General features: G+C 40.5%; 20 protein-coding genes. 11 read left to right on the top strand and 9 right to left on the bottom strand.

The annotated features are described in order from the left end of the window. The first annotated feature begins 6 nt into the window (after window positions 1-6). The 3 genes from recO (at window position 7) to acpS (ending at window position 2,166) form a co-directional block, all read left to right on the top strand. The gene (gene recO, locus M1F05_RS13285) at window positions 7-735 is read left to right on the top strand and encodes a DNA repair protein RecO (RefSeq protein WP_206082509.1); all 729 of its coding nucleotides are present in this window, start codon (window positions 7-9) and stop codon (window positions 733-735) included. Between the two features lie 310 nt (window positions 736-1,045). After that, window positions 1,046-1,777 (top strand): pyridoxine 5'-phosphate synthase, encoded by a 732-nt coding sequence (gene pdxJ / locus M1F05_RS13280; RefSeq protein WP_206082508.1) that lies wholly within the window; start codon window positions 1,046-1,048, stop codon window positions 1,775-1,777. Continuing rightward, window positions 1,777-2,166, top strand: coding sequence for a holo-ACP synthase (gene acpS, locus M1F05_RS13275; RefSeq protein WP_206082507.1), 390 nt, complete (start codon window positions 1,777-1,779; stop codon window positions 2,164-2,166). Before pdxJ ends, acpS begins: the two co-directional genes overlap by 1 nt. 83 nt (window positions 2,167-2,249) lie before the next feature. Here the strand turns inward: acpS and M1F05_RS13270 are convergent, their stop codons facing one another. Further along, complete coding sequence (locus M1F05_RS13270; protein WP_206082506.1) at window positions 2,250-2,510, bottom strand: YfhL family 4Fe-4S dicluster ferredoxin; 261 nt, start codon at window positions 2,508-2,510, stop codon at window positions 2,250-2,252. Between the two features lie 534 nt (window positions 2,511-3,044). Here M1F05_RS13270 and leuE point away from each other — a divergent pair. Then, window positions 3,045-3,689: a leucine efflux protein LeuE gene (gene leuE / locus M1F05_RS13265; protein ID WP_206082505.1), complete on the top strand. Its 645-nt coding sequence runs from the start codon at window positions 3,045-3,047 to the stop codon at window positions 3,687-3,689. Window positions 3,690-3,786: 97 nt separating this feature from the next. After that, the gene (tadA, locus tag M1F05_RS13260; RefSeq protein WP_206082504.1) at window positions 3,787-4,278 is read left to right on the top strand and encodes a tRNA adenosine(34) deaminase TadA; all 492 of its coding nucleotides are present in this window, start codon (window positions 3,787-3,789) and stop codon (window positions 4,276-4,278) included. A gap of 29 nt (window positions 4,279-4,307) precedes the next feature. Here tadA and mltF read toward each other — a convergent pair whose 3' ends face one another. Further along, entirely contained in the window at window positions 4,308-5,918 is a 1,611-nt protein-coding gene (gene mltF, locus M1F05_RS13255; RefSeq protein ID WP_412990681.1) for a membrane-bound lytic murein transglycosylase MltF, read from the bottom strand. Window positions 5,919-6,247: 329 nt separating this feature from the next. Here mltF and purL point away from each other — a divergent pair, with 329 nt between their 5' ends. Further along, window positions 6,248-10,135: a phosphoribosylformylglycinamidine synthase gene (gene purL, locus M1F05_RS13250; RefSeq protein WP_206082502.1), complete on the top strand. Its 3,888-nt coding sequence runs from the start codon at window positions 6,248-6,250 to the stop codon at window positions 10,133-10,135. 363 nt (window positions 10,136-10,498) lie between these two features. Beyond that, complete coding sequence (locus tag M1F05_RS13245; RefSeq protein ID WP_206082501.1) at window positions 10,499-13,147, top strand: calcium-binding protein; 2,649 nt, start codon at window positions 10,499-10,501, stop codon at window positions 13,145-13,147. Between the two features lie 115 nt (window positions 13,148-13,262). Here the strand turns inward: M1F05_RS13245 and M1F05_RS13240 are convergent, their stop codons facing one another. The 4 genes from M1F05_RS13240 to M1F05_RS13225 all read right to left on the bottom strand — a co-directional run bounded on the left by M1F05_RS13240 (window position 13,263) and on the right by M1F05_RS13225 (window position 17,051). Further along, on the bottom strand, window positions 13,263-13,910 hold the full coding sequence (locus tag M1F05_RS13240) for a 3-keto-L-gulonate-6-phosphate decarboxylase UlaD (protein WP_206082500.1): 648 nt from the start codon (window positions 13,908-13,910) through the stop codon (window positions 13,263-13,265). A gap of 4 nt (window positions 13,911-13,914) precedes the next feature. After that, window positions 13,915-14,736 carry a Cof-type HAD-IIB family hydrolase gene (locus tag M1F05_RS13235; RefSeq protein WP_206082499.1) on the bottom strand — a complete coding sequence of 274 codons (822 nt, stop codon included), beginning with the start codon at window positions 14,734-14,736 and terminating at the stop codon, window positions 13,915-13,917. A gap of 14 nt (window positions 14,737-14,750) precedes the next feature. Further along, window positions 14,751-15,227 (bottom strand): PTS sugar transporter subunit IIA, encoded by a 477-nt coding sequence (locus M1F05_RS13230; protein WP_206082498.1) that lies wholly within the window; start codon window positions 15,225-15,227, stop codon window positions 14,751-14,753. Between the two features lie 69 nt (window positions 15,228-15,296). Further along, complete coding sequence (locus M1F05_RS13225) at window positions 15,297-17,051, bottom strand: PTS ascorbate-specific subunit IIBC (RefSeq protein ID WP_206082497.1); 1,755 nt, start codon at window positions 17,049-17,051, stop codon at window positions 15,297-15,299. Between the two features lie 402 nt (window positions 17,052-17,453). Between M1F05_RS13225 and ulaR the strand changes: the two genes are divergently transcribed. The 4 genes from ulaR (at window position 17,454) to M1F05_RS13205 (ending at window position 20,948) form a co-directional block, all read left to right on the top strand. After that, the gene (ulaR, locus tag M1F05_RS13220) at window positions 17,454-18,209 is read left to right on the top strand and encodes an HTH-type transcriptional regulator UlaR (RefSeq protein ID WP_206082496.1); all 756 of its coding nucleotides are present in this window, start codon (window positions 17,454-17,456) and stop codon (window positions 18,207-18,209) included. Window positions 18,210-18,323: 114 nt separating this feature from the next. After that, window positions 18,324-19,391, top strand: a complete 1,068-nt coding sequence (ulaG, locus tag M1F05_RS13215; protein ID WP_206082495.1) for an L-ascorbate 6-phosphate lactonase — start codon at window positions 18,324-18,326, stop codon at window positions 19,389-19,391. Window positions 19,392-19,795: 404 nt separating this feature from the next. After that, a complete protein-coding gene (locus M1F05_RS13210) occupies window positions 19,796-20,089 on the top strand; it encodes a 2OG-Fe(II) oxygenase family protein (RefSeq protein ID WP_206082494.1) in 294 nt (97 codons plus the stop codon). Then, complete coding sequence (locus M1F05_RS13205; RefSeq protein ID WP_206082493.1) at window positions 20,076-20,948, top strand: DMT family transporter; 873 nt, start codon at window positions 20,076-20,078, stop codon at window positions 20,946-20,948. The genes M1F05_RS13210 and M1F05_RS13205 overlap by 14 nt, the downstream gene beginning before the upstream one ends. A 154-nt stretch (window positions 20,949-21,102) precedes the next feature. On the opposite strand, the gene fbpC is transcribed toward M1F05_RS13205, so the two are convergent. The 3 genes from fbpC to M1F05_RS13190 all read right to left on the bottom strand — a co-directional run bounded on the left by fbpC (window position 21,103) and on the right by M1F05_RS13190 (window position 25,490). Beyond that, on the bottom strand, window positions 21,103-22,188 hold the full coding sequence (fbpC, locus tag M1F05_RS13200; RefSeq protein WP_206082492.1) for a ferric ABC transporter ATP-binding protein: 1,086 nt from the start codon (window positions 22,186-22,188) through the stop codon (window positions 21,103-21,105). Further along, window positions 22,178-24,256 carry an ABC transporter permease gene (locus tag M1F05_RS13195; RefSeq protein ID WP_206082491.1) on the bottom strand — a complete coding sequence of 693 codons (2,079 nt, stop codon included), beginning with the start codon at window positions 24,254-24,256 and terminating at the stop codon, window positions 22,178-22,180. Before M1F05_RS13195 ends, fbpC begins: the two co-directional genes overlap by 11 nt. Window positions 24,257-24,458: 202 nt before the next feature. Then, the gene (locus M1F05_RS13190; protein WP_206082490.1) at window positions 24,459-25,490 is read right to left on the bottom strand and encodes an ABC transporter substrate-binding protein; all 1,032 of its coding nucleotides are present in this window, start codon (window positions 25,488-25,490) and stop codon (window positions 24,459-24,461) included. Window positions 25,491-25,501: the final 11 nt, after the last annotated feature.

Below are 25,501 nucleotides of genomic sequence, written 5' to 3'. Positions count from 1 at the left end.
GGCGGAGTGAGTGGTTGGCAACGCGCATTTGTGCTCCATTCAAGGCCTTACAGTGAAACAAGTTTATTACTTGACTTCTTTACTGAAGGTGAAGGGAAAATTCGCTTACTGGCTAAAGGTGCTCGCCGCAATCGCTCCCCTTTAAGAGGCTGTTTACAGCCTTTCACACCTTTGCTAATCCGTTGGAGTGGCAAAGGTGAAATTAAAACCTTGATTAGTGCAGACCCTGTTTCGTTAGCACTTCCTCTAAGTGGTACTGTTCTTTATAGTGGTCTGTACCTTAATGAACTCACGGCTCGTGTGATTGAGTTTGGGACGCCTTACTCCGCGTTATTTTTTGATTACCTTTCTTGTTTGCAAATCCTTGCCGCAAGCGAGCGTACCCCTGAATTTGCCTTGCGCCAGTTTGAATTAGCGCTATTATCCTACCTTGGTTATGGCGTGGATTTTTTACATTGCGCAGGTAGTGGGGAGCCTGTTTCTGACACAATGACTTATCGCTACCGTGAGGAAAAAGGCTTTATAGGCAGTTTAATTGTTGACCAACTTAGTTTTACGGGTAAACAATTAAAAGCACTTGCAAGCCGTGATTTCCCTGATGCTGACACCCTAAAGGCTGCAAAGCGTTTCACTCGTATGGCGTTAAAACCTTATTTAGGTGGCAAGCCATTAAAAAGTAGAGAGTTGTTTAGGCAATTTGTCGTATCACCTCCCCCTGCGAACAAACCAAGCTAATAGTTCATTATTGATTTTATTTATGTATTAACTGCTATGTTTTGTTTTATTCCTCTTTTTATCTCTTTCTAACTTATCTTTTTCAGCTCTGTATTGGTTGTACCTCATTTTATGGTGTTAAACCACTAAGTTTGGGGCCTCATCATAAAGTTTACGAAGCGCTTCGCAAAAATTTTATCCCTCATATGTAATAGCGTTGTTGTTTTGGAATTTGCCTCGAATGATACAAGATTTATTCCCTGAACTTTGAAAATTACAGTAGGATAGTGGCATTGAAGTATCCGTTACCGTTTATTGAAGGGAGTATAAAATGGCAGAGCTTTTATTAGGCGTTAATATTGATCATATTGCGACAGTCAGAAATGCACGAGGGACGCAATACCCTGACCCTGTGCAGGCCGCATTTGTTGCTGAACAAGCAGGTGCAGACGGCATCACAGTACATTTACGTGAAGACCGCCGTCATATTACGGATAGAGATGTTGAGCTACTCAACAAAACAATACAAACGCGTATGAACCTTGAAATGGCAGTAACGGATGAAATGGTTGATATTGCTTGCCGTATTAAACCTGCATTTTGTTGTCTTGTTCCTGAAAAGCGCGAAGAAGTGACCACTGAAGGTGGTTTGGATGTTGCAGGTCAAAAGCAAAAAGTGGCAGATGCAGTGAAGCGCTTAACTGAAGCCGGTATTTTAGTATCTCTATTTATTGATGCTGACCACACACAAATTGATGCTGCTCAGGAATGTGGGGCGCCATTTATTGAGATCCACACTGGAGCATATGCGGATGCAAAAACGGAGCAGGAACAAGAGTTAGAGTTTCGCCGTATCCGTGATGGCGTCACTTACGCGGCAGGTAAAGGTATCAAGGTGAATGCAGGGCATGGTTTGACTTACCATAATGTTCAACGTATTGCACAATTACCTGAAATTTATGAGTTAAACATTGGCCATGCAATTATTGGGCGTGCATTGTTTAGCGGGCTCGCACAAGCGGTTGCTGATATGAAAAAAATCTTATTAGAAGCGCGTAAATAATGGCAATTGTTGGGCTAGGAACAGATATCGTTGAAATAACGCGTATTGAATCTGTTATTGAACGTACAGGCGACAGCTTAGCCAAGCGAATTCTGACTGAGAAAGAGTTCTTGCAATACCAGCAGCAAGCAAAGCCTGCTCGTTTTTTGGCGAAACGATTCGCAGTTAAAGAAGCGGCAGCTAAAGCCTTGGGAACGGGCATCCGTAATGGTCTAGCATTTAATCAGTTTGAAGTGACGAATGATGAGCTGGGTAAACCATTGCTGAATTTAAAGGGGGAAGCATTAAAGTTGGCTGAAAGCTTAAACGCAACCCGTTTCCACGTTTCAATAACGGATGAACGGCATTATGCGTCAGCTACCGTGATTATTGAACGCCTTAGTGATTGAATTTGCTTCTGATAGGCTGAATATAAAGCTGCCAGTCATATCTGGCGGCTTTATAAATAAAGTTATCGTGAGTGGAATTAAAGTTAGATTTTATCTGCGTGATGGATAGCGACAAATTTATCCCACAACTGTTCTTCAGTTTCTATGTGGTTAGGGTCAGTAATAATGGTGTTAGTAATAGGGCAAACAGACTGGCAAGTCGGTTTGTCATAGTGGCCAACGCACTCTGTGCATAAGCTTGAGTCAATTTCATAAATTTCAGCGCCCATAAAAATTGCATCATTAGGGCATTCGGGTTCACACATATCGCAATTGATACATTTTTTGGTAATTAACAGTGCCATTTATAATAACTTGCATTCAATTAAGTTAAAAATCAGTAACTTATATCTTGCACCTATTCGTTACTTCCAGTTTGGGTTTTACTTAAGTTATATTTCGTATTGAAAAACAAAAGGTTGTAATATAGAAGCACTGCACTTTACATATAGCATATGTATCAGTGAGTGTATCTAGATTCTGTCGTTATAAAACTATTTTAAACGCCCTGAGCTGTGGAGTCGAATAAATTACACCAGTACTCATTTTTATCCATGATTAATATCATGATAACAAGAGACTATAGATAGAGTGATGTTATAAAGCATTGCACTAATCTAGTTTCTGAAGTTGATAAATCATCAAAAAATTTTTTTTGTATAATTATCTATTTTGAAAGAAATTTCATTTTATAAACTCTGTGGTTAACGAAATTCAAGTCGGATCCTTTTGAGGGTGACATAACCTATTGTTTTTAATATTTAAACCAAAATAATGATAGTGTTCACAAATAACGAAATCTATGGTAGTAATAATAAAAAATATAAAGGGATGCAAACATGTTTGAAACTCTCGGGGTTCTTAATTTCTGGACTTATCTTGCTGGATTGGTCTTCATTATTATTGTACCAGGGCCTAATTCGATTTATGTACTCAAAACGAGTACTTCCAGTGGTGCTCGGTATGGCTATCGAGCTGCACTAGGCGTTTTTACAGGTGATGCCATATTGGTTTTTTTATCTTTTATCGGCGTCGCATCTGTGATTAAAGCATCTCCAACCCTTTTTATGATTGTTCGCTATCTTGGTGCGGCTTACCTTTTATATCTTGGTTGTAAAATCTTATACGGTACATTAAAGCGCAAGCCACAGGTTGAGGGAGAAGAAGTTGCGGTGACAGTCAAGTCAGAAAACCATTTTGTTCGCGCTTTAGCGTTAAGTCTTACGAATCCAAAAGCGATTTTATTTTATATTTCGTTTTTTATTCAGTTTGTTGATTTTAACTACGCGAATGCGTGGGTACCATACCTTGTTCTGGCGACAATCTTAGAGTTAGTCAGCTTTTTATATTTAAGCATACTGATTTTTAGTGGCTATTTGATTGCTAAATTTTTACGTGAGAAAAAAATTCTCGCAAAATTGGGTAATTGCACTGTTGGGGCCTTCTTTATGGGCTTTGCAGCGAAACTGGCATTGAGTAATTAGTTTGTCGGGTGAAGAATCTCAAGATTAAGATTTAAAATTGCAGTCACTCTGACATTTGGTAATAATTAGCTTTCGAGTTAAGCGCCCAGAGGTAAGAGTGACACAAATAGAAATTGATGAATATTGGATGAAGCAAGCCCTTGAACTTGCTTTAAAAGCACAAGATGTAGGTGAAATCCCAGTAGGTGCATTATTAGTTAAAGATAATCAGTTAATCGCCTCTGGTTGGAATCGTTCGATTCTCGACCATAACCCGACTGCCCATGCTGAAATTATGGCACTGCAACAAGCAGGGCAAACACTGAGTAATTATCGTCTGCTTGATACCACGTTATACGTTACTTTAGAGCCTTGCATAATGTGTGCAGGCGCGATGATCCATAGCCGTATTAGGCGCGTTGTTTATGGTGCGAAAGATTTTAAAACAGGCGCCTGTGGTTCTTATATCAACATCATGGAGCAAGCAGGGCTAAACCATTATGTGGAAGTCACGGGGGGAATTTTAGCAGAAGAATGTTCCTCGATGCTGAGTGCTTTTTTTAAAATGCGTAGAACACAGAAAAAAGAACAAAAGCGCCAACAGAATTAACGCTTTGTGAATTGATGCAAAAAATCTGATTAAGGTGTTGAATTAGGTGTTTTAAGAGGGGAAATGAACACAGGGCTTTGTTCTGATTCAGTTTCTTTGGGTTCAGGATGCAATGAAATGAGGTATTGGCCGAGTGATGTTTTCGTGTTTTCATTGCTATCTTGAGACAGCTTTGATGAGTTCAATCCCCCTAAATAGGGAATATGATTATTGTCAGGGATTGGTGATTGGTTTTCAACAGTTTTAGCCTCTTTCGTTTTTAAGTTCTCAGGCAAAATTAAATAGGTTAAAGACTGTTGGGCAATATCCAAAGCATGCTGCTTACGCTCTTGTGTTTGAAGGTATCCCACTAAGCTTTGATGGTATCGGCGGATATTTTCTACATAACGATAAGCTTCATGCCCACGTGCATAACCATAAGTGAGCTGTGAGTAATATTTCTTCTGGGTTAACAGTGGAAGCCGTGCTTTAACATCAAGCCACCTGTCTGGGTCACCACCAAGCATCTGAGTTAATTTTCGTACATCCAACATATGCCCATAGCCCATATTATAAGCAGAAAGTGCAAACCAAATACGGTCATCTTCCGCAATAGTTTCTGGTAACCTTTCCATTATATAAGCAATATAGGCTGCGCCACCTTTAATGCTTTCTTCTGCATCTAACCTGTCTGAGATACCCATCGTCGCAGCCGTAGGTTTAGTTAACATCATTAAACCACGTACACCTGTTGGCGAAGTCGCAAGGGGGTCCCAATGAGACTCTTGCCACGCAATTGCGGCGAGGAGTTTCCAATCAATCACTTCAGCGTATTTTTCAAATAATGGTTGATATTCAGGTAGTTTATTATCGATTGCTTTAATAAATGCCATCGTATCGAAATAATCGAACGATTCCACATGGCTAAAATATTTCTCATTCAAGCGAGCCAAAAGCTCCGTTTCGTTGCCTTGGTTGAAAAAATCAAGTAGGGCAGCATCTAAACTATTTTCTTCACCACGTCGCATATACCAGGTGACAGCATGATCATCGAGTAAATCAAAGGCGACGGCTATCTGTGGGTGAATGCGCTGTTGTAATGCAACGGCGATAGAGTCTTCTAGGGTATAGTCGATTTCACCATCAGCAAGCATTTCAAGGATCTGATTTGTATTGTATTTAGAGGTCTCTTCCCATTTTAAGTTTGGGTATTCTTTGGCAAGCTCTTTTAAGGTGCTTGCATGGGCTGTGCCAGAAGTGACAAGCAGTTTACCATTGATATCATTAAACGATTTAGGACGTGTTGAACCTTTACGATAGACCAATTGCTGAGTCACCGTCAGGTAGCTTGGGCCAGTTTTGGTCTTAGTTAATCGGTCTTTATTGTAGAGTAGCCCAGCAACAGCGATATCAGCATCACCATTTTCGAGGTCGACAAAAATCTGCTCGAATGTCGGGCGGATAGTAATTTTAAGTTTGACTCCTAGGTACGAAGCAAAGCCTTGAGCAAGCTCGTAGTCAAAACCACGAAGCTGTTTTTGCTCATCTATATAGATAAGTGGCGAGCTGACGGCACTAATACGTAATTCACCTTGTGACAGTATTTTATTAATTTGTGAATCTTGCGTATTGGGCCAGCGGATATTAAAGCCGATGACCATTGAAGCCAGTAGCGCGATAACCACGATGATTAAGTAGTTAACTTTTAAGTTATTCAAATAATAATTTCTCGTGCAGTCACTGGTGTTGTGGGTGTCTAAAAAAGAGTATGGCTAAGTAATGGTTATAATTCCAGTGGTTGGGTATTTTGCTCAACAATTATGATCGGTGCAACCTATATTATCGTATTTAGCACATAATAATATTTAACTAATCGCTTTATTTTTAATCACGCAAACGGTTTCGTATTGATGAACATTGCTCTATAATGTGCTCCAGTTTCCCTGCTTTCATGTTCAGGGCTGGCGTTTAAAAGAGAGAAATTAAGACTATGGAAATTTTGCGTGGTTCACCTGCTCTATCAGCATTTCGTATTACCCGCCTTTTGGCGTTGTTTGCAGAAAAACAACTACCTGTAACAGATATCTATGCTGAATATATGCACTTTGCTGATTTATCAGCGCCGTTAAGTGATAGTGAGCAAGGCAAACTGAGCAGTTTGTTAAAATATGGTCCTTCCCTAACTGAGCACGACCCATTTGGTAAATTGATTTTAGTTACTCCACGCCCAGGTACAATTTCTCCTTGGTCATCTAAAGCAACGGATATTGCTCACAACTGTGGTCTTACCCAAGTTAAACGCATTGAACGCGGTATTGCCTACTACGTTCAGGGAAATGCATTAACGCAAGCACAGTGGCATGAAGTGATTGCACTGTTACATGACCGTATGATGGAAACAATTTTTTCTTCTTTTGAACAAGCAGGTGCCTTGTTTGCACACCAACAACCTGCACCGATGAAAACCATCGATATTATCAAAGGTGGACGCCAAGCACTGGCAACAGCAAATACAGAAATGGGGTTAGCGTTGGCGGATGACGAAATTGATTATCTGCAAGCGGCCTTCACGGGGTTAAAACGTAACCCAACAGACGTTGAGTTGTATATGTTTGCACAAGCGAACTCAGAACATTGCCGCCATAAGATTTTTAATGCGGATTGGGTCATTGATGGCCAAGAACAGCCTAAATCGCTGTTTAAGATGATCAAAAACACGTTCGAAAAAACACCTGATCACGTGCTATCTGCTTATAAAGACAATGCTGCGGTAATGGAAGGCTCTGTCGTTGGGCGTTTCTTCCCAGAGCCAGAAGGTCGCACATATCGTTATCACCAAGAAGATACCCACATTTTAATGAAAGTGGAAACCCATAACCACCCAACGGCTATTTCACCATGGCCTGGTGCAGCAACGGGTTCTGGTGGGGAAATTCGTGATGAAGGTGCGACAGGACGCGGGGCAAAGCCCAAAGCGGGCTTAGTGGGCTTTTCAGTGTCTAATTTACGTATCCCTGGGTTTGAACAGCCTTGGGAAGAGGATTTTGGTAAGCCAGAACGCATTGTGAACGCACTGGATATCATGATGGAAGGCCCGCTTGGAGGGGCTGCGTTCAATAATGAATTTGGTCGTCCTGCATTATTAGGTTACTTCCGCACATATGAAGAGAAAGTGAACAGCCACAATGGTGAAGAATTGCGTGGCTACCACAAGCCAATTATGTTAGCGGGTGGTATTGGTAATATTCGTGCAGATCACGTACAAAAAGGTGAGATCACCGTGGGGGCGAAATTGATCGTACTCGGTGGCCCATCAATGAATATCGGCTTAGGTGGTGGTGCGGCGTCATCGATGGCATCAGGCCAGTCAGATGCAGACTTAGATTTTGCGTCAGTTCAGCGGGATAACGCCGAAATGGAGCGACGTTGCCAAGAAGTGATCGACAGATGTTGGCAGCTTGGTGATGATAACCCAATTTTATTTATTCACGATGTGGGTGCTGGGGGGTTATCCAATGCGATGCCCGAACTCGTCAGTGATGGCGGTCGTGGTGGCCGTTTTGAATTACGTAAGATTTTGAACGACGAACCTGGTATGAGCCCATTAGAGGTGTGGTGTAACGAATCTCAAGAACGTTATGTGATGGCAGTGGCCCCTGAGAATCTGGCTGAGTTTACAGCGATTTGTGAGCGTGAACGTGCGCCATTTGCGGTGATTGGTGAAGCGACAGAAGAACGCCATTTAACCTTAAATGATGCGCATTTTGATAATCAACCGATTGATATGCCATTGGATGTATTACTGGGTAAAACACCCAAAATGCTACGTGATGTGAAAACCCTCAAAGCAGAGCCTGATGCATTAGACAGAACAGCGATTAATTTAAATGAAGCCGTCAAACGTGTTTTACACTTACCAGCGGTTGCAGAAAAAACCTTCTTGATCACGATAGGTGACCGTACGGTAACGGGAATGGTTGCTCGTGATCAAATGGTAGGGCCTTGGCAAATCCCAGTAGCTGATTGTGCGGTCACTACGGCGAGCTTAGACAGTTACTACGGTGAGTCCATGTCAATTGGTGAAAGAACGCCAGTGGCATTAGTGGATTTTGCGGCATCGGCTCGTATGGCGGTAGGGGAAGCACTCACTAACCTTGCTTGTTCTTATGTGCAAGACCTTAAACGTGTGAAATTATCTGCAAACTGGATGGCAGCAGCAGGTCATCCAGGGGAAGATGCTGGGCTATATGAAGCAGTAAAAGCTGTCGGTGAAGAACTTTGTCCTGCATTGGGCTTAACTATCCCAGTGGGCAAAGACTCCATGTCGATGAAAACGCGTTGGCAGCAAAATGGTGAAGATCGTGAAATGACATCACCACTGTCATTGGTGATCACGGCGTTTGGTCGCGTTGAAGATGTACGTTTAACAGTAACGCCTGAATTAAAAACAGTAGAAGATAACGCGCTGTTATTGATTGACTTGGGTGAAGGTCAAAACGCGTTAGGCGGTTCAGCGCTTGCACAGGTTTATCGTCAACTAGGAAATAAAGCACCAGATGTACATAGCCCTGAGCGTTTACTCGGTTTCTTCAATACCATTCAAAAATTGTTATCAGAGCAAAAATTGCTGGCTTACCACGACCGGTCAGACGGTGGTCTATTCGTCACCTTAGCAGAAATGGCATTTGCAGGCCATTGTGGAATTAATGTCGACATCAGCTCATTTGATGAAGACACCTTAGCTGCATTGTTCAACGAAGAATTAGGTGCTGTGATCCAAATCAGTGGTGCAGATAGAGCTTATGTTGAGGCCTGCTTTGCAGAGGCGGGTTTAGCGAATTGTGTGCATTATTTAGGCTCTGCAATTCATGACGATGTCGTGATTATTAACAGCCGTGATACGGTCGTTTACCGTGAATCACGCAGCTTGCTGCGCCAATGGTGGGCAGAAACTACATGGCAGATGCAACGCCTGCGTGATAACGAAGTGTGTGCAGACGAAGAACACGCAATAAAGCAAGATAACCAAGACCCAGGCTTAAATGCTCATTTAACTTACGATATTGACGATGATATTGCTGCGCCGTTTATCTTATCTGGGGTGCGTCCTAAAGTTGCCGTGCTGCGTGAGCAAGGGGTTAATTCCCATGTTGAGATGGCCGCTGCTTTTGACCGAGCAGGCTTTGATGCGGTTGATGTACATATGAGTGATTTGTTAGCGGGGAATTTATCCCTTGAACAATTCCAAACTCTGGTAGCGTGTGGTGGATTCTCCTACGGTGATGTACTGGGCGCGGGTGAAGGTTGGGCAAAATCGATTTTGTTTAATAACCAAGTGCGTGATGAGTTTGCTGCGTTCTTTAATCGTCCTGACACCTTATCTCTGGGTGTATGTAATGGTTGTCAAATGATGTCCAACTTACATGAGTTGATCCCAGGAGCTGAGTTCTGGCCTCGTTTTGTTCGTAACCGTTCAGAGCGCTTTGAAGCCCGCTTTAGCTTAGTGGAAATCGCCAACAGCCCATCGTTATTACTGCAAGATATGGTAGGTTCTCGTATGGCGATTGCGGTATCTCATGGTGAGGGGCAAGTGGAAGTTCGCGCGGCAGCGCACTTACAGCAATTAGAAGATAACGGCTTAGTGGCGATGCGTTTTGTGAACAACTATGGGCAAGTGACGGAGCAATACCCTGCGAACCCGAACGGTTCGATTCATGGTATTACGTCAGTGACATCGAAAGATGGTCGCGCGACTATCATGATGCCGCACCCTGAGCGTGTATTCCGTACAGTGAGCAATTCTTGGCACCCAGAAACATGGGGCGAGGACAGCCCATGGATGCGTATTTTCCGTAATGCGCGTAAACAGCTAGGCTAAAAAACTCAGTATTTCAGTAAGAACGGCACTCTATCGTTAGGAATTGAAACATAACGGTGGAGTGTTTTTTTATGGACACCTATTAACTTTAATATAAATATGGTTATCTAAAGTATTTTCTGAACCATGGTAATGGTACTTGCCTAATTTATGTTTATTTTAAATGAATGGCTTAAAAATAGAACATTAATATAACTATTATAAAGTTAATTTTTTTTGTATTTTTTTTATCAATAAAGAAGGTGATATATCAGATTAACTTTTTTAAAAAACAAAAAATAACATGTTAAATTCCACTGGGGAATTGAGGTGGCTGTATTAAAACCTCAATTTTATTAATGAAATTTTACAGGGGAATAGATTTTGAGTTTATTTGATATGTTTTCAAGTGATATTTATACTAAAAACTTAAAGCAAGATGAAACAGTGAGTTTTTTATTTAGGGATAATTATGTTGATTTTTCAAAAACTATAAATGGCAATAAAAATAATTTTTTAATGGAGGATGTTGCCATTCCAATATATATCAACTTAATGAATAAGAATATAAAGTTAAGCAATGCAGAGTGCTATGAGGTCAGGTTGAAAGATGTCAGTAATGTAATACTCAATGGGCAGACTAAATTTAAAGTTTTATTAAAGGGAAATAAGAGGGCTAATATTTTAGATGCAGGTTTAATCAAAACTAAAATTAATGGATATGATGGAGATGATCATCTTATTTTTAGGGCAGGAGTTGCAAGAGGGGGAAATGGGGATGACAGTTATTATTTACGCCGTTTCCAATGGGAAAATACGAAAAGCAAACCAATAACTAAACTGAGCGCAAGGATTGTTGAAACATTAAAAGGGAAAAGTAAAATTCATTTAGGCTATTCTTTAGATGAGATAACAGACGTTAAATTGGCGGGTAATGACCTAGTGCTAACGATTAGCGCAAAATCACCGCATAATCCCTCAGAAACTTTAAAATTAAACGTCAAATTGAAAAATGTTTATCAGGACTTAGATGAGGGAAAAGTATTAAATCATGATTATCAACTCTATACACGGGATGGGTTTAGATTAGATTCTATTTTAACAAATAATAGTTATAAGAAGAGTATAGAGAAATTTTACGAAGTAAGCTACTTACAAAATAGGGATTACCTTCCAAGGGATCAAAGTGATCGCGTTATTATTAATAAAGAGAAAAAACACATTATAGTGAATAACCATGGATATCACGCTCCTATGTGGGGGGATTTCAACTTAAATGGAGATATTAAAAATTTAAGATTTACAGGTAGCAGCCAAGATGATTTAGTCACTATGATTAATAAAAATAGCTATATTATGGTTACGAAAGGAAATGACATTTATCAACTAAAAGGAGATAACTTGATCATTTCTGAAGTAACATTTGATTTTTCAGAAGTGCATGGAAATCATACAGGGAAAGAAAGCATAATTATTAAGGTTTCTGATGAACTTGGCAAGGATTTGACGGCGGATGGTCAGTCGATATATTTTAAAAATATATTTAATGATAAAAAATCAAGAATTAAATTTATTAATTATGAACATAATCGGCTGAATCTTGTGTATCTAAAAGATGCAAATGGAAATATATATCAAATTAAACTCGATCCTAAAGGGCATAAGGTTATTGTGGGTAATCCAGTGAGTGAGCTTACCCAACAGTCTGATGACATTTATCTTCTTAGGGGGCAAGCTTGCCCTGAGGGGATTTTCGACACATTAGCAGGTGATGATAAAATTAAAGATTTCAGTGGTGGGGGGATCATTATTAATGCAGGGGATGGGAATGATAACGTTAAGGTATTAAAAGGTATAAACGTTCTTTACGGTGGAAACGGTGATGATGTTATAGACGGTGGGAGCCAAGGGGATTTGCTACTTTCAGATTTAGGTAATGACCTTTTAAAGGGGGGATGGGGGAATGACGAATACATTGTTGATGGCTCAATTGGTATGGGAACGACAATTATAGATGATGACAATGGTATTAATAATATACATTTAATGCACTTTAATAAAGCATATACAATAGTCGAAGAAGAAAACTCAAAGTATCAAGTTTATACGTCAAAATCGCAGCTTCGTGAGGTGAAAATAAAATATTTCCCAGAGAATGAGGGACGTAAAAATAATATTCACCACTATAATAGCCTTCCTCAACATATCCCTAATGACGTAAAAGAAAGTATGAGCTATATGGTCAGATATTTAGCAGAACATCAGCAGTATTGGAAAAAGGAAAAACCATTATTGCCTTGGCAACCAATGTATGCATTTAAGGGATTTTTCAAAAATACTTCACATGATTTCATTGATATGTCTAAGGAGAATATTATCATTAATCAGGGCAAGTCATTTGGTGAGCTTGTGCTTAACATAAATGGTAAATCTTCTGTTTTAATGGACGAAAGTGGTCATGGTCGATATTTTAAAGTTGACGTTGAAAAGGGTTCTATTTCATTGTCTAAAAATAAATTGAGTAATAATGTATTTGATGCGAGAGGAGGAACTGCGAGTTTGCATGGTGGTGCCGGCGATGACGTATTTATTATCAGTGGGCATAATGGGAAAATACACGATAAAAAAGGAGATAATGTTTTTATTATAGATGGTGGTGTTAGGGGAGAATGCACCATTGATTATGGCAATGGAATGAATGAGATATACCTAATTAGCTTTAATGAAACTCCAGTTATTTTAAAAGAAAATAATGAAAACAAAATAACACAATATATTTATCAATCTGAGTCAGGCTATAAAGTAACAATTAATCAGGCAGATGGAGTGGAAGCCCCAATAATTATTCATCGTAATTTATTGCCTGGTATGCGGGAATATACAACTCAACAAAAACTTGAATACTTGGGAAATGCATTGGCAACAATGCGCTTACAGGACAAATATAATAGTCATGGTGTTAATAATATAAAGTCCGAATGGAACCCAGCGAGCCTTGTAAGAGTTTTTATGGATAAAGGAACGGCAATTTAATAATTAAGCGAGTCACAGAGACATTTATTTTATGTATTTAGTGACAATCTAAAAATAATTTGCCCTAAAAATGAATATTATTTTAGGGCAAACTATAGGTGGTAAATCAAATAGCTTATTTCCAGAAACGATTAATTTGCTCACGCAACGCTTCCGCGGTTTTTTTGCCTTTTTCACCCACTAAGGCACGACCAGCAATAAAGGCTTTGGCTTTAATGCCATTAAATAGGTGAATATCTTCAGGCACGATGCCACCAGTTATTGATAGTGCTAGCCCTAAACTAGATAACTTACGCATCTTTTCGATATCTTCATCGGTCCAGCCAATACCAGCGAGCTCGGCATCACGGGAACGGTGGTAAATAGCTTGAGTGATACCTAAATCTACCCAATTTTGTGCATCGTCAAATGTCCAATTGCCGTAAATTTCAATTTGAATTTCACGCTTAAATTCGTCAGCGACTTTTTTACAGGCCGCAATGGTGGCAATATGTGCCGCCGCTGACACCGTGATCCAATCTGCACCTGCCTCAAATGCCATTTTCGAAAGAATTGCGCCACCGTCAGTGGTTTTCATATCGCAAACCAGAATGTGATCTGGATATCTTTGGCGTAACGTCGACACTGCATTCATACCATCAGCAAACGCTAAAATTGTGCCTACTTCAATGATATCAACAAAAGTGTGTACATTTTCAGCAACTTCCAGTGCCGCAGGTAAGTTAGTTTGGTCTAACGCGATTTGGATCAACGGTTTAGTCATGGTTTTATCCTTGAATTTTTTCTCGTATCAAACGGGCGAGCCCATCGTGATTGTTATCGGTGGCACAGATAGCATTGGCTTGCTCTTTGACTGCATCATCAGCGTGAGGCATCGCAACACCCAGCCCTGCGTATTGGATCATGGAAATATCATTATGGTTATCGCCGACGGCAATCACTTGCTCAGGCTCGAGGCCGAGTTGGTTAACGTATTGCGCTAAGCGCATGCCTTTGTTGTTGCCTTTACAGGCGATATCAATGCGGTTGACCCATGAACGTTCGGCAGTGAATTTGTCATTCACCCACGAGACATCCATTAATTGTTCAATGGCATTAGGGTCACCTTCAACAACAAATTTCCAAACGTAATCGGTATCACGAACCTGTTCTTCAAATGAATCAATACGGTAGATTTTAGGGGGATGAGCAAGGCTTGGATCCGCTGCCCACTGTTCCATATCTTTCATGTAGTCAATCGGTTGTGATTTTGAATAGGTCATTTCATTGGTGGTATACAGCACCAATTTAAATTGTTTTTTTTGTGCCAATTCAATAAAGGCTAAGGCATCGTCTTTGGCAATTGATGTTTGTGTGAGCACCTTTTCGTTTTGATAATCATAGATATAGGTACCATTACAGCAAATAACTGGCGTGGTTAACCCCAGTTCATCGTAATAAGGGCGCGCAGCGGTGTGGTGACGTCCCGTGACAATCATTACGTGGCAGTGTTTTGCCGCATGTTGAATAGCAGACCTCACTTCTGGGTGGATTGTGTGTTGAGCTGTCAGAACCGTCCCATCTAAATCTAATGCGAGCACTTTATACATATCAATGAATCCTTTTAAGCATTTTTCGCGAGTGCCTCATCAATCACGCGATATACATCGTCGGCTGTGTGGCATTGGCGGAGTTTGTTAAGATCGACACCCGTTTCACTATCTTCATCGTCAAGAACTTGGGTGACCTCCATCAATCCTTCCATATGTTCGTCCGAAGAGCTACCCGCAAGTGTAATTAAAACGTCGACAGGTTCATCTTCCCCATCAAAAATAACGGGTTTTTCTAAGGTGACTAAGGCAAAAGCAGTGCGAATAACGCCATCTTCAGGCCGCGCGTGGGGTAGGGCTAGATGCGGGGCGATGCAGATATACGGGCCCAGTTTTTCAACACTGCTGATGATGGCGTCATGGTAAGTCGGTTTGATTGCACCTGAGGCAACCAGCATATCTGTGCCAATTTTAACAGCATCGCGCCAATGGGCTGCATTGGCATGGAGTTGAATAGAATTATTGTCGATTAATGATTGTTTGAATCCCATTATGACTTCCTCTTGGGTGATAATTGCCTCGATAGCTATGGGGGGACGTTTATCGAGGCATCAATATGATTAATTACGAATAAAATTGGTGTGAATGATATTTAGCAACTCGTCACCGAATGAATTAGGATTGAGCATGTTTTGTACGCCAAGGACGAACTTACCTTCACCTGGGTCCATTTCTGAACTTAAATGTTTTGACGAGACGATAATGTCTGTTGCTGTTAATTTCGATTTATAGTCGGATACCGCACAGGAATCCATAACGTGTGGGATACCTTTTTTCTCAAGGTATTGGCCAATTTTCATTTTCATCATCATAGAGGAACCTTGCCCATTACCACATACTGCTAAGATGCGCACTGGTTTAGCACCACTGTGTTCAAGTGGGGCTGATTCAACGTCTTCTTCTATTGTTTCAATGGCTGCTTCAAGGGCACCTTCGGCATCCTCTTCTGCTCGCAGTTTTTTCGCGGCAAAGTACATGTAGACAAGGGCAAGAGCGACAATCACAAAGAAGAACATTTTTGAGAATGACAAGCCTTGCATAATCACTGGGAACGCTAATGCCCAGTCGGCCATACCCATCCAGCCACTAAAATCCGTGCCTTGGCGGTTGATTAAGTCAATCGCCCATGCAGATCCTAAAATTTCGATGACGCCCATCACAAAACAGACTTTCATCACGGCTTTCCAACCGCCAAAGTGGTTAGCGAAAATACCGATGGTCGCATTGGAGAAGAACATCGGAATAAATCCTGGGATGATCATAATGGGTGAGTTGAAGGCTAACATACCCAATACAGCAGCAAACTGGCCGATTGCACCCCACATAAAGCCGAAGACCATCGCATTTGGCGAGAACGCATAGATAGCGGCACAGTCGATGGCGAGCACGGCATTAGGAATAACGCGCTCGGAAATGCCTTTAAATGCTTCAGACAGTTCTGCAACAAACATTCGCACACCTGTCACGATGATTTGAATAGCAACGGCAAATTTCAGTCCTGTTTCAATAATGTAGATAGTCCAATGCGTGGTGCCTGCCATGGTTTGCAGGTTAGTCAGACCAAAAGAAATCAAAATAACGCCAAAAAAGAGCGTCATTACAATGGCCGTCGCGGAGATGCTATCGTGGAAAATATGCAGCCATTTTGGCAATTTTAAGTTATCAACACTGTCTTTTTTATCACCAAGTTTTGGGGCAACCTTAGTGGCTATCCAGGAGGCAAACTGCTGCTGGTGACCGATAGAAAAACCAGCACCGCCAGTCACTTCTTGCGTTGGCTTAAACATAATATTGGAGGAGATCCCCCAGTACAGCGCCATCAAGACTGCAGAGTACAAAATAGTTTCCCACATGCTTGAACCTAGCACAAAATAGAAAACAGCAATCAAGCCAGCTTGCTGGAACATGATATGGCCTGTCAACATGATGGTACGAATACCCGTGATGCGGCGAAAGAGCACTAAAAGAATATTAATCGCGAGAGCTAACAACACGGTATAGCCGACCCACGAATAGTTATCACCCATGGTTTCCATGGTTGCCATCATTGAGGTGTATGGGTCGATAACTGAACCTGTGAGGCCATGATATTCAGACATTTTTTCAATAACAGGTTTAAAGCTAGATACCAAGGTGCTGGCTCCGACACCCACTAACATAAAGCCAACAATCGTTTTGATTGTTCCCTTGAGAATTGTTGTTCCATCGCGCTTTAGCAACCAGTAACCAATAAAAGTGACTAAGCCGAGTAACAGAGGCGCTTTAGTCATTACTTGGCTGTAAAAAATATAGAAAGCGTCGTATAAAAAATCCATATTTTTACCTCTAATCAAATTGTATTTGTAATTTATAGGGGTCAGAGATTAATCATATTGATCGTATCTGGTGTTATTGCGATATAATCATTTAAAATGGATAAACGGTCGCGCAAAAATCAATTATGATCAAATGTAATCACGAATTGCTCTTTTATGATTGTTTGCATTTGTCTGTTTTTTTACCAGTAAAAAAATAAATAAATGGCGACTTGATCACGTAAAATTTAAAATAATCTTTTAAATCAATATGATAATTTTATTTATATCAAATATCAATTTTTTGCTTAGGCAAAGGTTGACAATATTGGATGAGATAAATAGAATCAAAACTAATCACCAATAATCATTTTCAATCATAAGTTGTCATTGATGTGATTATTTCTTAATAAGGCGATAGTTATGAATGAAGTGCAAAGACACAATGAAATCTTGTCGTTATTAGAAACGCAGCGGGTGATTAACGTTTCTCATATTACCGAACAGTTTAATGTGTCTCCTGCTACTGCGCGTCGTGATATTTCAAAGCTTGACGAGCAGGGTAAGTTACGGAAAGTCCGTAATGGTGCAGAACGAATTGAAACGAAAAAGCGTAAGTGGACACCACTCAATATTAATAGTGCTGATCATTACGAGGAAAAATCAGAAATCGCGATTAAAGCGGCTGAACTTTGCCTACCAGGGGAAAGTGCAGTGATTAACTGTGGTTCAACCGCCTTTATGTTAGGGCAGCAGCTTTGTGGTAAAAACGTACAGATTGTGACCAATTATTTTCCACTGGCCAGTTATTTGATTGATGAAGACCATGAAGACGTCATTTTAATTGGTGGGCAGTATAATAAGGCACAAAACATCTTTTTAAACCCAGCCCTCAATACGCTGATGGGCTACGCAGGTAACTGGATGTTCACGTCAGGGAAGGGGCTAACAGAAGCGGGTTTATATAAAGCTGATATGTTAACCGCTGTGGCAGAGCAACAGATGCTAGATCAAATAGACAAGTTAGTGGTGGTTGTTGACAGTTCCAAAGTGGGGCATCGAACGGGAATGTTATTTTGCCCAGCTAATAAAATTGATGTTCTTATCACGGGAAGAAATGCCAATCCTGAGGTGATTAAAGGAATTCAAGCGCAAGGGACGCGAGTGATACTCGTTTAATCCCATCCACTACCTGATTTATTGAATTTAAACCAATTTGCCTTCATGCCTTAATTCTCTCATTAAGGCATCGGGCTCCCGACATCTAAAATTCTGGAAAAAGGTATTATCACTATGAGCAAAGTCAATGAAATTACACGTGAATCTTGGATTTTAAGCACGTTTCCTGAGTGGGGAACTTGGCTAAATGAAGAAATTGAAAAAACGGTTGTTGAGCCGAATACATTTTCAATGTGGTGGTTAGGTTGCACAGGTATTTGGTTGAAAAGCGCAGGTAATACGAATATTTCCATCGATTTTTGGTGTGGAACAGGGAAAAAAACGCAAAAAAATCCACTCATGAACAAGCAGCATCAAATGATGCGTATGGGCGGAGTAGAAGCATTGCAACCCAACTTACGTACAGCAATTTTCCCTCTTGACCCATTTGCGATTAAAGAAGTCGATGCCATTTTAGCGTCCCATGACCATGCTGATCATATCGACGTGAACGTGGCGGCGGCCGTACTGCAAAACTGCGGTGATCATGTTAAGTTTATTGGCCCACAAGCGTGCGTGGATTTATGGACAAAATGGGGAGTGCCCGCTGAGCGCTGTATTGTCGCCAAAGTCGGTGATGTACTCGAAGTGGGGGACATGAAAATCCGCGTATTAGATTCGTTCGACCGCACTGCGCTAGTGACACTACCTCAAGGGGTCTCTTCTTATGATAAGGACATTTTGGATGGCATGGATTCACGGGCGGTCAACTATTTAATTGAAACCACTGGCGGCTCGGTTTATCACTCAGGTGATTCACACTATTCAAACTATTATGCGGCACACGGTAATCGTTACAATATTGATGTCGCACTGCTTTCTTTTGGTGAAAACCCGCGTGGTGTGACCGATAAAATGACCTCATCGGATATTTTACGTGCAGCTGAATCATTAGATTGTGAACGGGTTATTCCATTCCACCATGATATTTGGGCAAACTTCCAAAATGACCCGCGGGAAATTGAAGTGCTGTGGAATATGAAAAAAGAGCGCTTGCAATACACCTTTGCACCGTTCTTCTGGCAAGTGGGGGGCAAATATACTTACCCAACGGATAAAGACCGTATGCATTATCAGCATTTTCGTGGTTTTAACGATATCTTTAAAAATGAACCTGAATTGCCATATAAAGCATTTTTATAATTAACCTTGTTATTAAAAGCAGCATTTAAGGAAACTTAGGTGCTGCTTTTTTTATTGTATTTAAAAAAACACATATATTAAAATGATATGTATTTTAAATATATTTATTATTTATGCGGTGTTGTTTTTTATTAATTTGTTGGTATTGACTGCCTTAATTTAATGCTTTTTAATCTTAGTGTTATCAATATAGATAACACTAAGATTAAATTAAATTAATTCAAGGTGGAAATATGAAAAATGAAAAATGAAATAATATTGCATGAATTAACTGAACGTATAGAAGAATATGTTTTAATGAGATAAAAATAATTTATGCTAATTTAATTTCAGTTATTAATGATGTTAAATTTAAAAGTTTTTTAGAAAACCTAACGGGAAGTAAAATAAATATTATATCAAACATGTGCTTAAGCAGGTTTGATAAAGATGATTTTTTAACTACACATTGCGACTCCGATGATGGGATAGGTATTGTCATTAATCTAACCAAGGAATGGGAAGCAAATTATGGAGGATTAACGATGATTTTAGATAAGGATAAAAAGACAATTTTAGATACTTTTATCCCGTCATATTTAAATATTTTAATTTTTGATACAAAAAAAAGAAAAATCCCACATTTCGTTTCCGCAGTGACATCTAATAGAACAAGTAAAAGAATGGCATTAGTTGTGAGGTATAATGAAAAAAATTAAAGTACTTCTTTGTGCTGTTTTAATATCATTTATATGGGGGAGTGCATTTCCTATATCAAAACTAGCGATTGACCAAGTAGGTGTTTGGGCTTTTAGAATCTACTCACTAATTATCTCAGTTGTTTTTTTGTGTTTTGTTTTTTTCTTTTTTAGTCGGTGTCAGTTTAATTTGCGAGATTTTGTAAAAAATATTCCACTTGGTTTTTTAAATGTTTTTTTAGTTCCTATATTAAATAGTTTGGCGTTAAAGTATACAGAAGCGGTAAAGGCATCTGTACTTGTTTATACAATGCCAGTAATGGCAACAGTTGTATTGGGTGTAATGAATAAACATATTGAAACTAGGTCAGTATTTGTATCTTTGTTATGCATTAGTGGTATTTTTATCTTTATATCACCAGTTGGTATAAGTATTGGTGAAGTGATAATTTTATTAAGTGCATTTATGTGGGCACTAGGAACTATTTTATCTGAAAAAATCACCTTGAAAATAAACCTAACTTCAAAAGTATTTTATCAAAATGTAGTGTCATTTGTTTTTTTTATTTTATTAATTCCATTTTTAAATGTTGATTTAAACATATTGAGCAATATACATTCTGAGTTTTTTATCAGTGTATATATACCAATTATCTATATGGGGCTAGCTAATGGCGTGATTGTTTATGTTCTTTGGTATTATATGATAGGGCATGGTGGCGCAAAGCTTTCATCATACTCAATCCTTATTTCACCAATCATTAGTGTGATGATTTCATCTTATCTTTTAGATGAGTCGATGACAATTTCAATGATAATTGGTATGTTATTTATTTTGCTAAGTATGTTAATTGTACTTTCAGAAAAAAATAAAAATTGATATTTAAGTCACCGATAATATGCTTTTAGTGATTATTTTCTTATGGGTGCACATTTCCCCTCCGCCCTTTTGGGCGAAGGGGAAATGTGCTATTCACAATGCTAAGTTTTCCTTGTTACCTAATGACATTTAGTATTATTCAAAGAGTGGGATATTACTCAAGAATAAACATGCCATATGGGTGGATCTGCAAATAAAGATTTTCGCCAACAGTAGGTTGTAACTGTATTGCATTGATCTGTAGCAACATGGATTGGCCATGCCAGTCAACAGTAACTTCGTATTGAGGCCCCATATAAGCAACGTGAGTAACCGTACAACGTTGGCTATCTTCACCCTGTAAACTCAAGGTAATGGCTTCAGGGCGAACACCCACAGTGACTTGCGTTTGTGTTGAGGTAATTTGCGCAGGACGAGGCAAGCGATAATTAAAGATATCCACAGAATCCGCGGTCAATGTTGCAGGGAAAATATTGGCATCCCCCATAAAGCTCGCCATAAATTTCGACGCTGGCTGGCGGTATAACTCTTGAGGGGAACCTAGCTGCATGATTTTCCCTTTGTTCATCACCAACACCATATCAGACACCGCAAAGGCTTCACTTTGGTCATGGGTAACGTACAAGGAGGTGATGTTAAATTGCTGCTGTAGCTCGCGAATTTTCTCACGCATGCTACGGCGTAAGTTGGCATCCAAGTTACTTAACGGCTCATCAAATAACAGCACTTTTGGCTTGAGGATCAACGCTCGAGCTAAGGCGACACGCTGCTGTTGTCCTCCCGAAATTTGGTCAACAAAGCGGTCGGCAAAGCCAGCTAAATCCACCAGCTCTAATGCTTCATCAACGCGTTTTTTGATCTCAGCTTTCGGTAACCCTAACATTTTCAAGCCATAGCCTACGTTATCCCCTAAAGACATATGGGGGAACAAAGCGTAGGACTGGAACACCATACAAATATCGCGCTGTTGTATTGAACGGTCGGTTACATCTTCCCCATCAATAAACATACGGCCTTCGGTCGGCTTTTCGAGCCCTGCCACTAAACGTAAAACGGTAGTTTTTCCGCAACCCGATGGACCTAATAAGGTCACCATGCTGCCTTGGGGAATGGACAAACTTAAATCATCGATAACCGTGTTGCTACCAAAGCGTTTAGTCACATTTTTTAATTCAACAAAACTAGTTGTTTCACAAGAATTCGGTTGTGTCATGTCAGTTACTCCATGATTACTGTGCATTTTTGGCTTTGGAACGTGAAACACGGGCTTCGCCAATCAAATAGTCAAATAAGAAGATAATTGCGAGCATGACCACAATTAAAATGGAGCCATAAGCAATCGCAACACCATACTCACCATCCTCAACACGGTTAAGAATGTAAGCGGTGGCTACGCGTGTATCAGGAGTAACCAAGAACACAATTGCACTAACAGTGGTAATCGCTCGTACAAAACTGTAAATCAGCGCGGATAAAATCGCAGGGCGCAAGAGCGGCAGTAAGATAAAGAAAATAGTACGCATAGAACCTGCTCGTAAGCTCAGCGACGCTTCATCTAATGATTTATCAATTTGGCCTAATCCTGCGATGCCAGCACGGATCCCCACAGGAACGTTACGCATAGTCATCGAAATAATTACGATGGCCGCTGTACCTGTTAAATAGAACGGTGTGTCGTTAAAGGCTAAGATGTATGACACACCCGCAACTGTACCAGGTACGGCGAAACATAACATGGTGGTGAATTCGATGGTTTTCTTACCGCGGAAATCTTGGCGCACCACGATATAGGCAATTAATAGACCCAGAATTGCGGTGATCGGTGCGGCAATTCCTGCATACAGAAGGGTATCGAGCAATGAAGGCCATGCGCCATCACTCATACCTTGACCGAATAACTTAATAAAGTTATCTAACGTTAAGGTGTAATCCACACCCCAGTTCACCGTAAAGCTTCCGTAGAAAATGCTACCGTATAACAGAACGTTAAAGGCGACCCAAATCGCTAAGAATGTCGTGACAGTGGCAATTAAAGACGATGGTAAGGGTTGGACATCACCACGATAAGATTTACCCGAAACCGTGACGTACGAACGTTTACCAATCCACATATATTGCACACAGAATACCAACAGAGAGAAGACTAACAAGGAAGCGCCCAAGGTACTGGCTGCTTGGTAATCTAACTGAGAACCTGTGATATAGAAATAAATTTGCGTCGCTAATACATCGAAGTTACCGCCTAACACTAATGGGTTACTAAAGTCGGCCAGTGACTGAACAATAACAATTAAAAATGCGTTAGCTAATGCAGGTTTCAATAATGGCATAAACACATTAAAGAAGGTTTGGTAACGATTAGCGCGCAGGGTATAAGAGGCTTCTTCCAATGATGGGTGAATGGTTTTAATCGCACCATCCAAAATCATAAATGACATTGGGGTAAAGGCCAGAACCTGTGCGAGCCAAATTCCCGTAAAGCCATACAGCCAGTTGGTATTTTCTAACCCCATGTAAGTCGCGAGAAATTCAGTAATATAACCTGAGCGACCCATCATCAAGGTGACACCAAGGCCCACAACAAAAGGTGGTGTAACGATAGGTAGGATAGAAAATACGCGACCAATAATGGCAGAACGTTTCGCAATACGTGTGGTGTAGATAGCTAAAATTAACCCAAAGAAGGTACAGCCAGCTCCCACGGCTAAAGAGAGAAATACCGAGTTAATGATAACCTGAACAATATGGGATTGCGTTAAAATTGCCACAAAGGCAAATGGCGCGAAATCCCCATTACCATCGGTAAACATGGGGATAAAAATCGCTACACTTGGGAAGACGATAAACAACGTGATCAGTGCGATAACGGTGATAAGCGACCCAATGACGAATTGGTCGCCACCCAGCCACTCAAGGCGGGTTAACGCGTGCGTCATCACCATACCTAGGGCAATAAACAGCACAATGGCGGAATAACCAAGGCCCTTACCATCAAAGTAAGCCGTGATGATCACCACAACGGCAGTGATAGCCGCGACAGCAATATCGAAGTAATGGCGTGTTTTATGATAACGATCCGCTGGTGTTAACGGGCGAATAAACAGTACAGATGGCAAGAGATACCAAAGCCAACTAATGTTTATGCTGCTCCAACCATAAGCGGCGAGAATTTCATCTTGTGTTGAGTCAAGTAAGCCATAATCAAGGCTCCAAGACGGTAACAAGGCGAAACCAACCCATGCCAATAGCAGCCAAAAAAAGGTGCTATCTCGCTTTTTAGGTGGTGTCAGAGCTAGGGTTTGAGACATAGATCCCCCTAAGCTCGTCATATTTTGCGCTGTCACGGTGTTGGCTGCGCTCTGTTATCCTAGTCACATACTTGTGTATGCTCCTAGGAATAACGTCACTTGCCGCCTTGTGACAACCCAAACTATTTAGAGCTTAATTAAATTAATTTTTATTTTAGTTAAGTAAGTGCTCAGTGCGGCGCGTTCACGCCGCACAGGGTGGTTATTTGCTCATTTTGACTTCAGTAACCCATTTGTTGATTAAATTCTTACGGACATCGGCATCACCGTATTTGTCCATATCGTAATTAATCAGGTTCAGGTCGTTCAGTTTTAACGAAATTGGGGACGATTCCGCCGTAGTATTGGTGAGGATTTGGTAAGATTTACCTTCTTTCCAGCTCAGCTCTTGGGCTTCTTTAGACAACACGAAATCCACGAACAGTTTAGCATTATCCATGTTACGGGCATTTTTCAGGATACTGATCCCGCCAATTTCATAGCCCGTACCTTCACATGGTGCGATTAATTCTAATGGTGCGCCATTTTCCACTTCTAATGAATAATCATGTAAGAAGCCGATACCAATGGCAGACTCACCACGTGCGGCATTACGTGCTGGGGCAATACCTGATTTGGTGTATTGAGAGATGTTAGAGTTTAATTTTTTCAGGTAATCAAAGGCTTGCTCGTTACCCCAAAGTTGGTCAAATGTTGCTAGTGCGGTATACGCAGTTCCTGAGCTTTGTGGGTCAGCGATTTGAATTTCACCTTTATACTCAGGTTTGGTTAAATCTTTCCAGCAAGTTGGAATAGGTAAGCCTTTTTCTTTTAAGCGATCTTTATTCACTCCAAAGCCTAAAATTCCGATGTAAACCGCAGAGGAATAGTTACCTTTGCGTTTTGCAGGGTCTTGGAATTGAGGCATAATTTCAGCGAGTTTTGGTGATTTGTATGGCTCAAGTAAATCCATTTCTCCTGCTTGTGAATGTGGGTCTAATGTACCGCCATACCACACGTCTGCTTGTGGGTTACGTTTTTCAGCTTCGATTTTAGCTAAAGTACTGCCTGAGCCGTTACGTACAAACGTAGTTTTCACATCATATTTTTTAGCGAATGCTTGGGTTTCTGTTTCGCACATCGCGTTGGTTGCACTACAGTAAACCACAAGGCGACCCGCCGCACTTGCAGTGGTCGAAATTGCGGCGAGGGATAAGCCTGCTGCGATTAGAGTAGAGAGAGTTTTCAGTTTCATTTTCAATCCTT

It is taken from the genome of Providencia sp. PROV252, from assembly GCF_033676005.1.
GTDB classification, from domain to species: Bacteria; Pseudomonadota; Gammaproteobacteria; order Enterobacterales; family Enterobacteriaceae; genus Providencia; species Providencia vermicola.
Note: the sequence above shows the minus strand (reverse complement) of the source record. Positions and strands in the feature narration are given on the sequence as shown.

Excerpts from the sequence above, each read along its gene's own strand:
- leuE (WP_206082505.1), top strand. The coding sequence starts at position 3,045 with ATGTTTGAAACTCTCGGGGTTCTTAATTTCTGGACTTATCTTGCTGGA.
- M1F05_RS13190 (WP_206082490.1), bottom strand. The coding sequence starts at position 25,490 with ATGAAACTGAAAACTCTCTCTACTCTAATCGCAGCAGGCTTATCCCTC.
- fbpC (WP_206082492.1), bottom strand. The coding sequence starts at position 22,188 with ATGCACAGTAATCATGGAGTAACTGACATGACACAACCGAATTCTTGT.
- acpS (WP_206082507.1), top strand. The coding sequence starts at position 1,777 with ATGGCAATTGTTGGGCTAGGAACAGATATCGTTGAAATAACGCGTATT.
- M1F05_RS13230 (WP_206082498.1), bottom strand. The coding sequence starts at position 15,227 with ATGGGATTCAAACAATCATTAATCGACAATAATTCTATTCAACTCCAT.
- M1F05_RS13195 (WP_206082491.1), bottom strand. The coding sequence starts at position 24,256 with ATGTCTCAAACCCTAGCTCTGACACCACCTAAAAAGCGAGATAGCACC.
- mltF (WP_412990681.1), bottom strand. The coding sequence starts at position 5,918 with ATGGTCATCGGCTTTAATATCCGCTGGCCCAATACGCAAGATTCACAA.
- M1F05_RS13225 (WP_206082497.1), bottom strand. The coding sequence starts at position 17,051 with ATGGATTTTTTATACGACGCTTTCTATATTTTTTACAGCCAAGTAATG.
- M1F05_RS13240 (WP_206082500.1), bottom strand. The coding sequence starts at position 13,910 with ATGACTAAACCGTTGATCCAAATCGCGTTAGACCAAACTAACTTACCT.
- pdxJ (WP_206082508.1), top strand. The coding sequence starts at position 1,046 with ATGGCAGAGCTTTTATTAGGCGTTAATATTGATCATATTGCGACAGTC.
- purL (WP_206082502.1), top strand. The coding sequence starts at position 6,248 with ATGGAAATTTTGCGTGGTTCACCTGCTCTATCAGCATTTCGTATTACC.
- ulaR (WP_206082496.1), top strand. The coding sequence starts at position 17,454 with ATGAATGAAGTGCAAAGACACAATGAAATCTTGTCGTTATTAGAAACG.
- M1F05_RS13205 (WP_206082493.1), top strand. The coding sequence starts at position 20,076 with ATGAAAAAAATTAAAGTACTTCTTTGTGCTGTTTTAATATCATTTATA.
- M1F05_RS13235 (WP_206082499.1), bottom strand. The coding sequence starts at position 14,736 with ATGTATAAAGTGCTCGCATTAGATTTAGATGGGACGGTTCTGACAGCT.
- M1F05_RS13210 (WP_206082494.1), top strand. The coding sequence starts at position 19,796 with ATGTGCTTAAGCAGGTTTGATAAAGATGATTTTTTAACTACACATTGC.
- ulaG (WP_206082495.1), top strand. The coding sequence starts at position 18,324 with ATGAGCAAAGTCAATGAAATTACACGTGAATCTTGGATTTTAAGCACG.
- M1F05_RS13270 (WP_206082506.1), bottom strand. The coding sequence starts at position 2,510 with ATGGCACTGTTAATTACCAAAAAATGTATCAATTGCGATATGTGTGAA.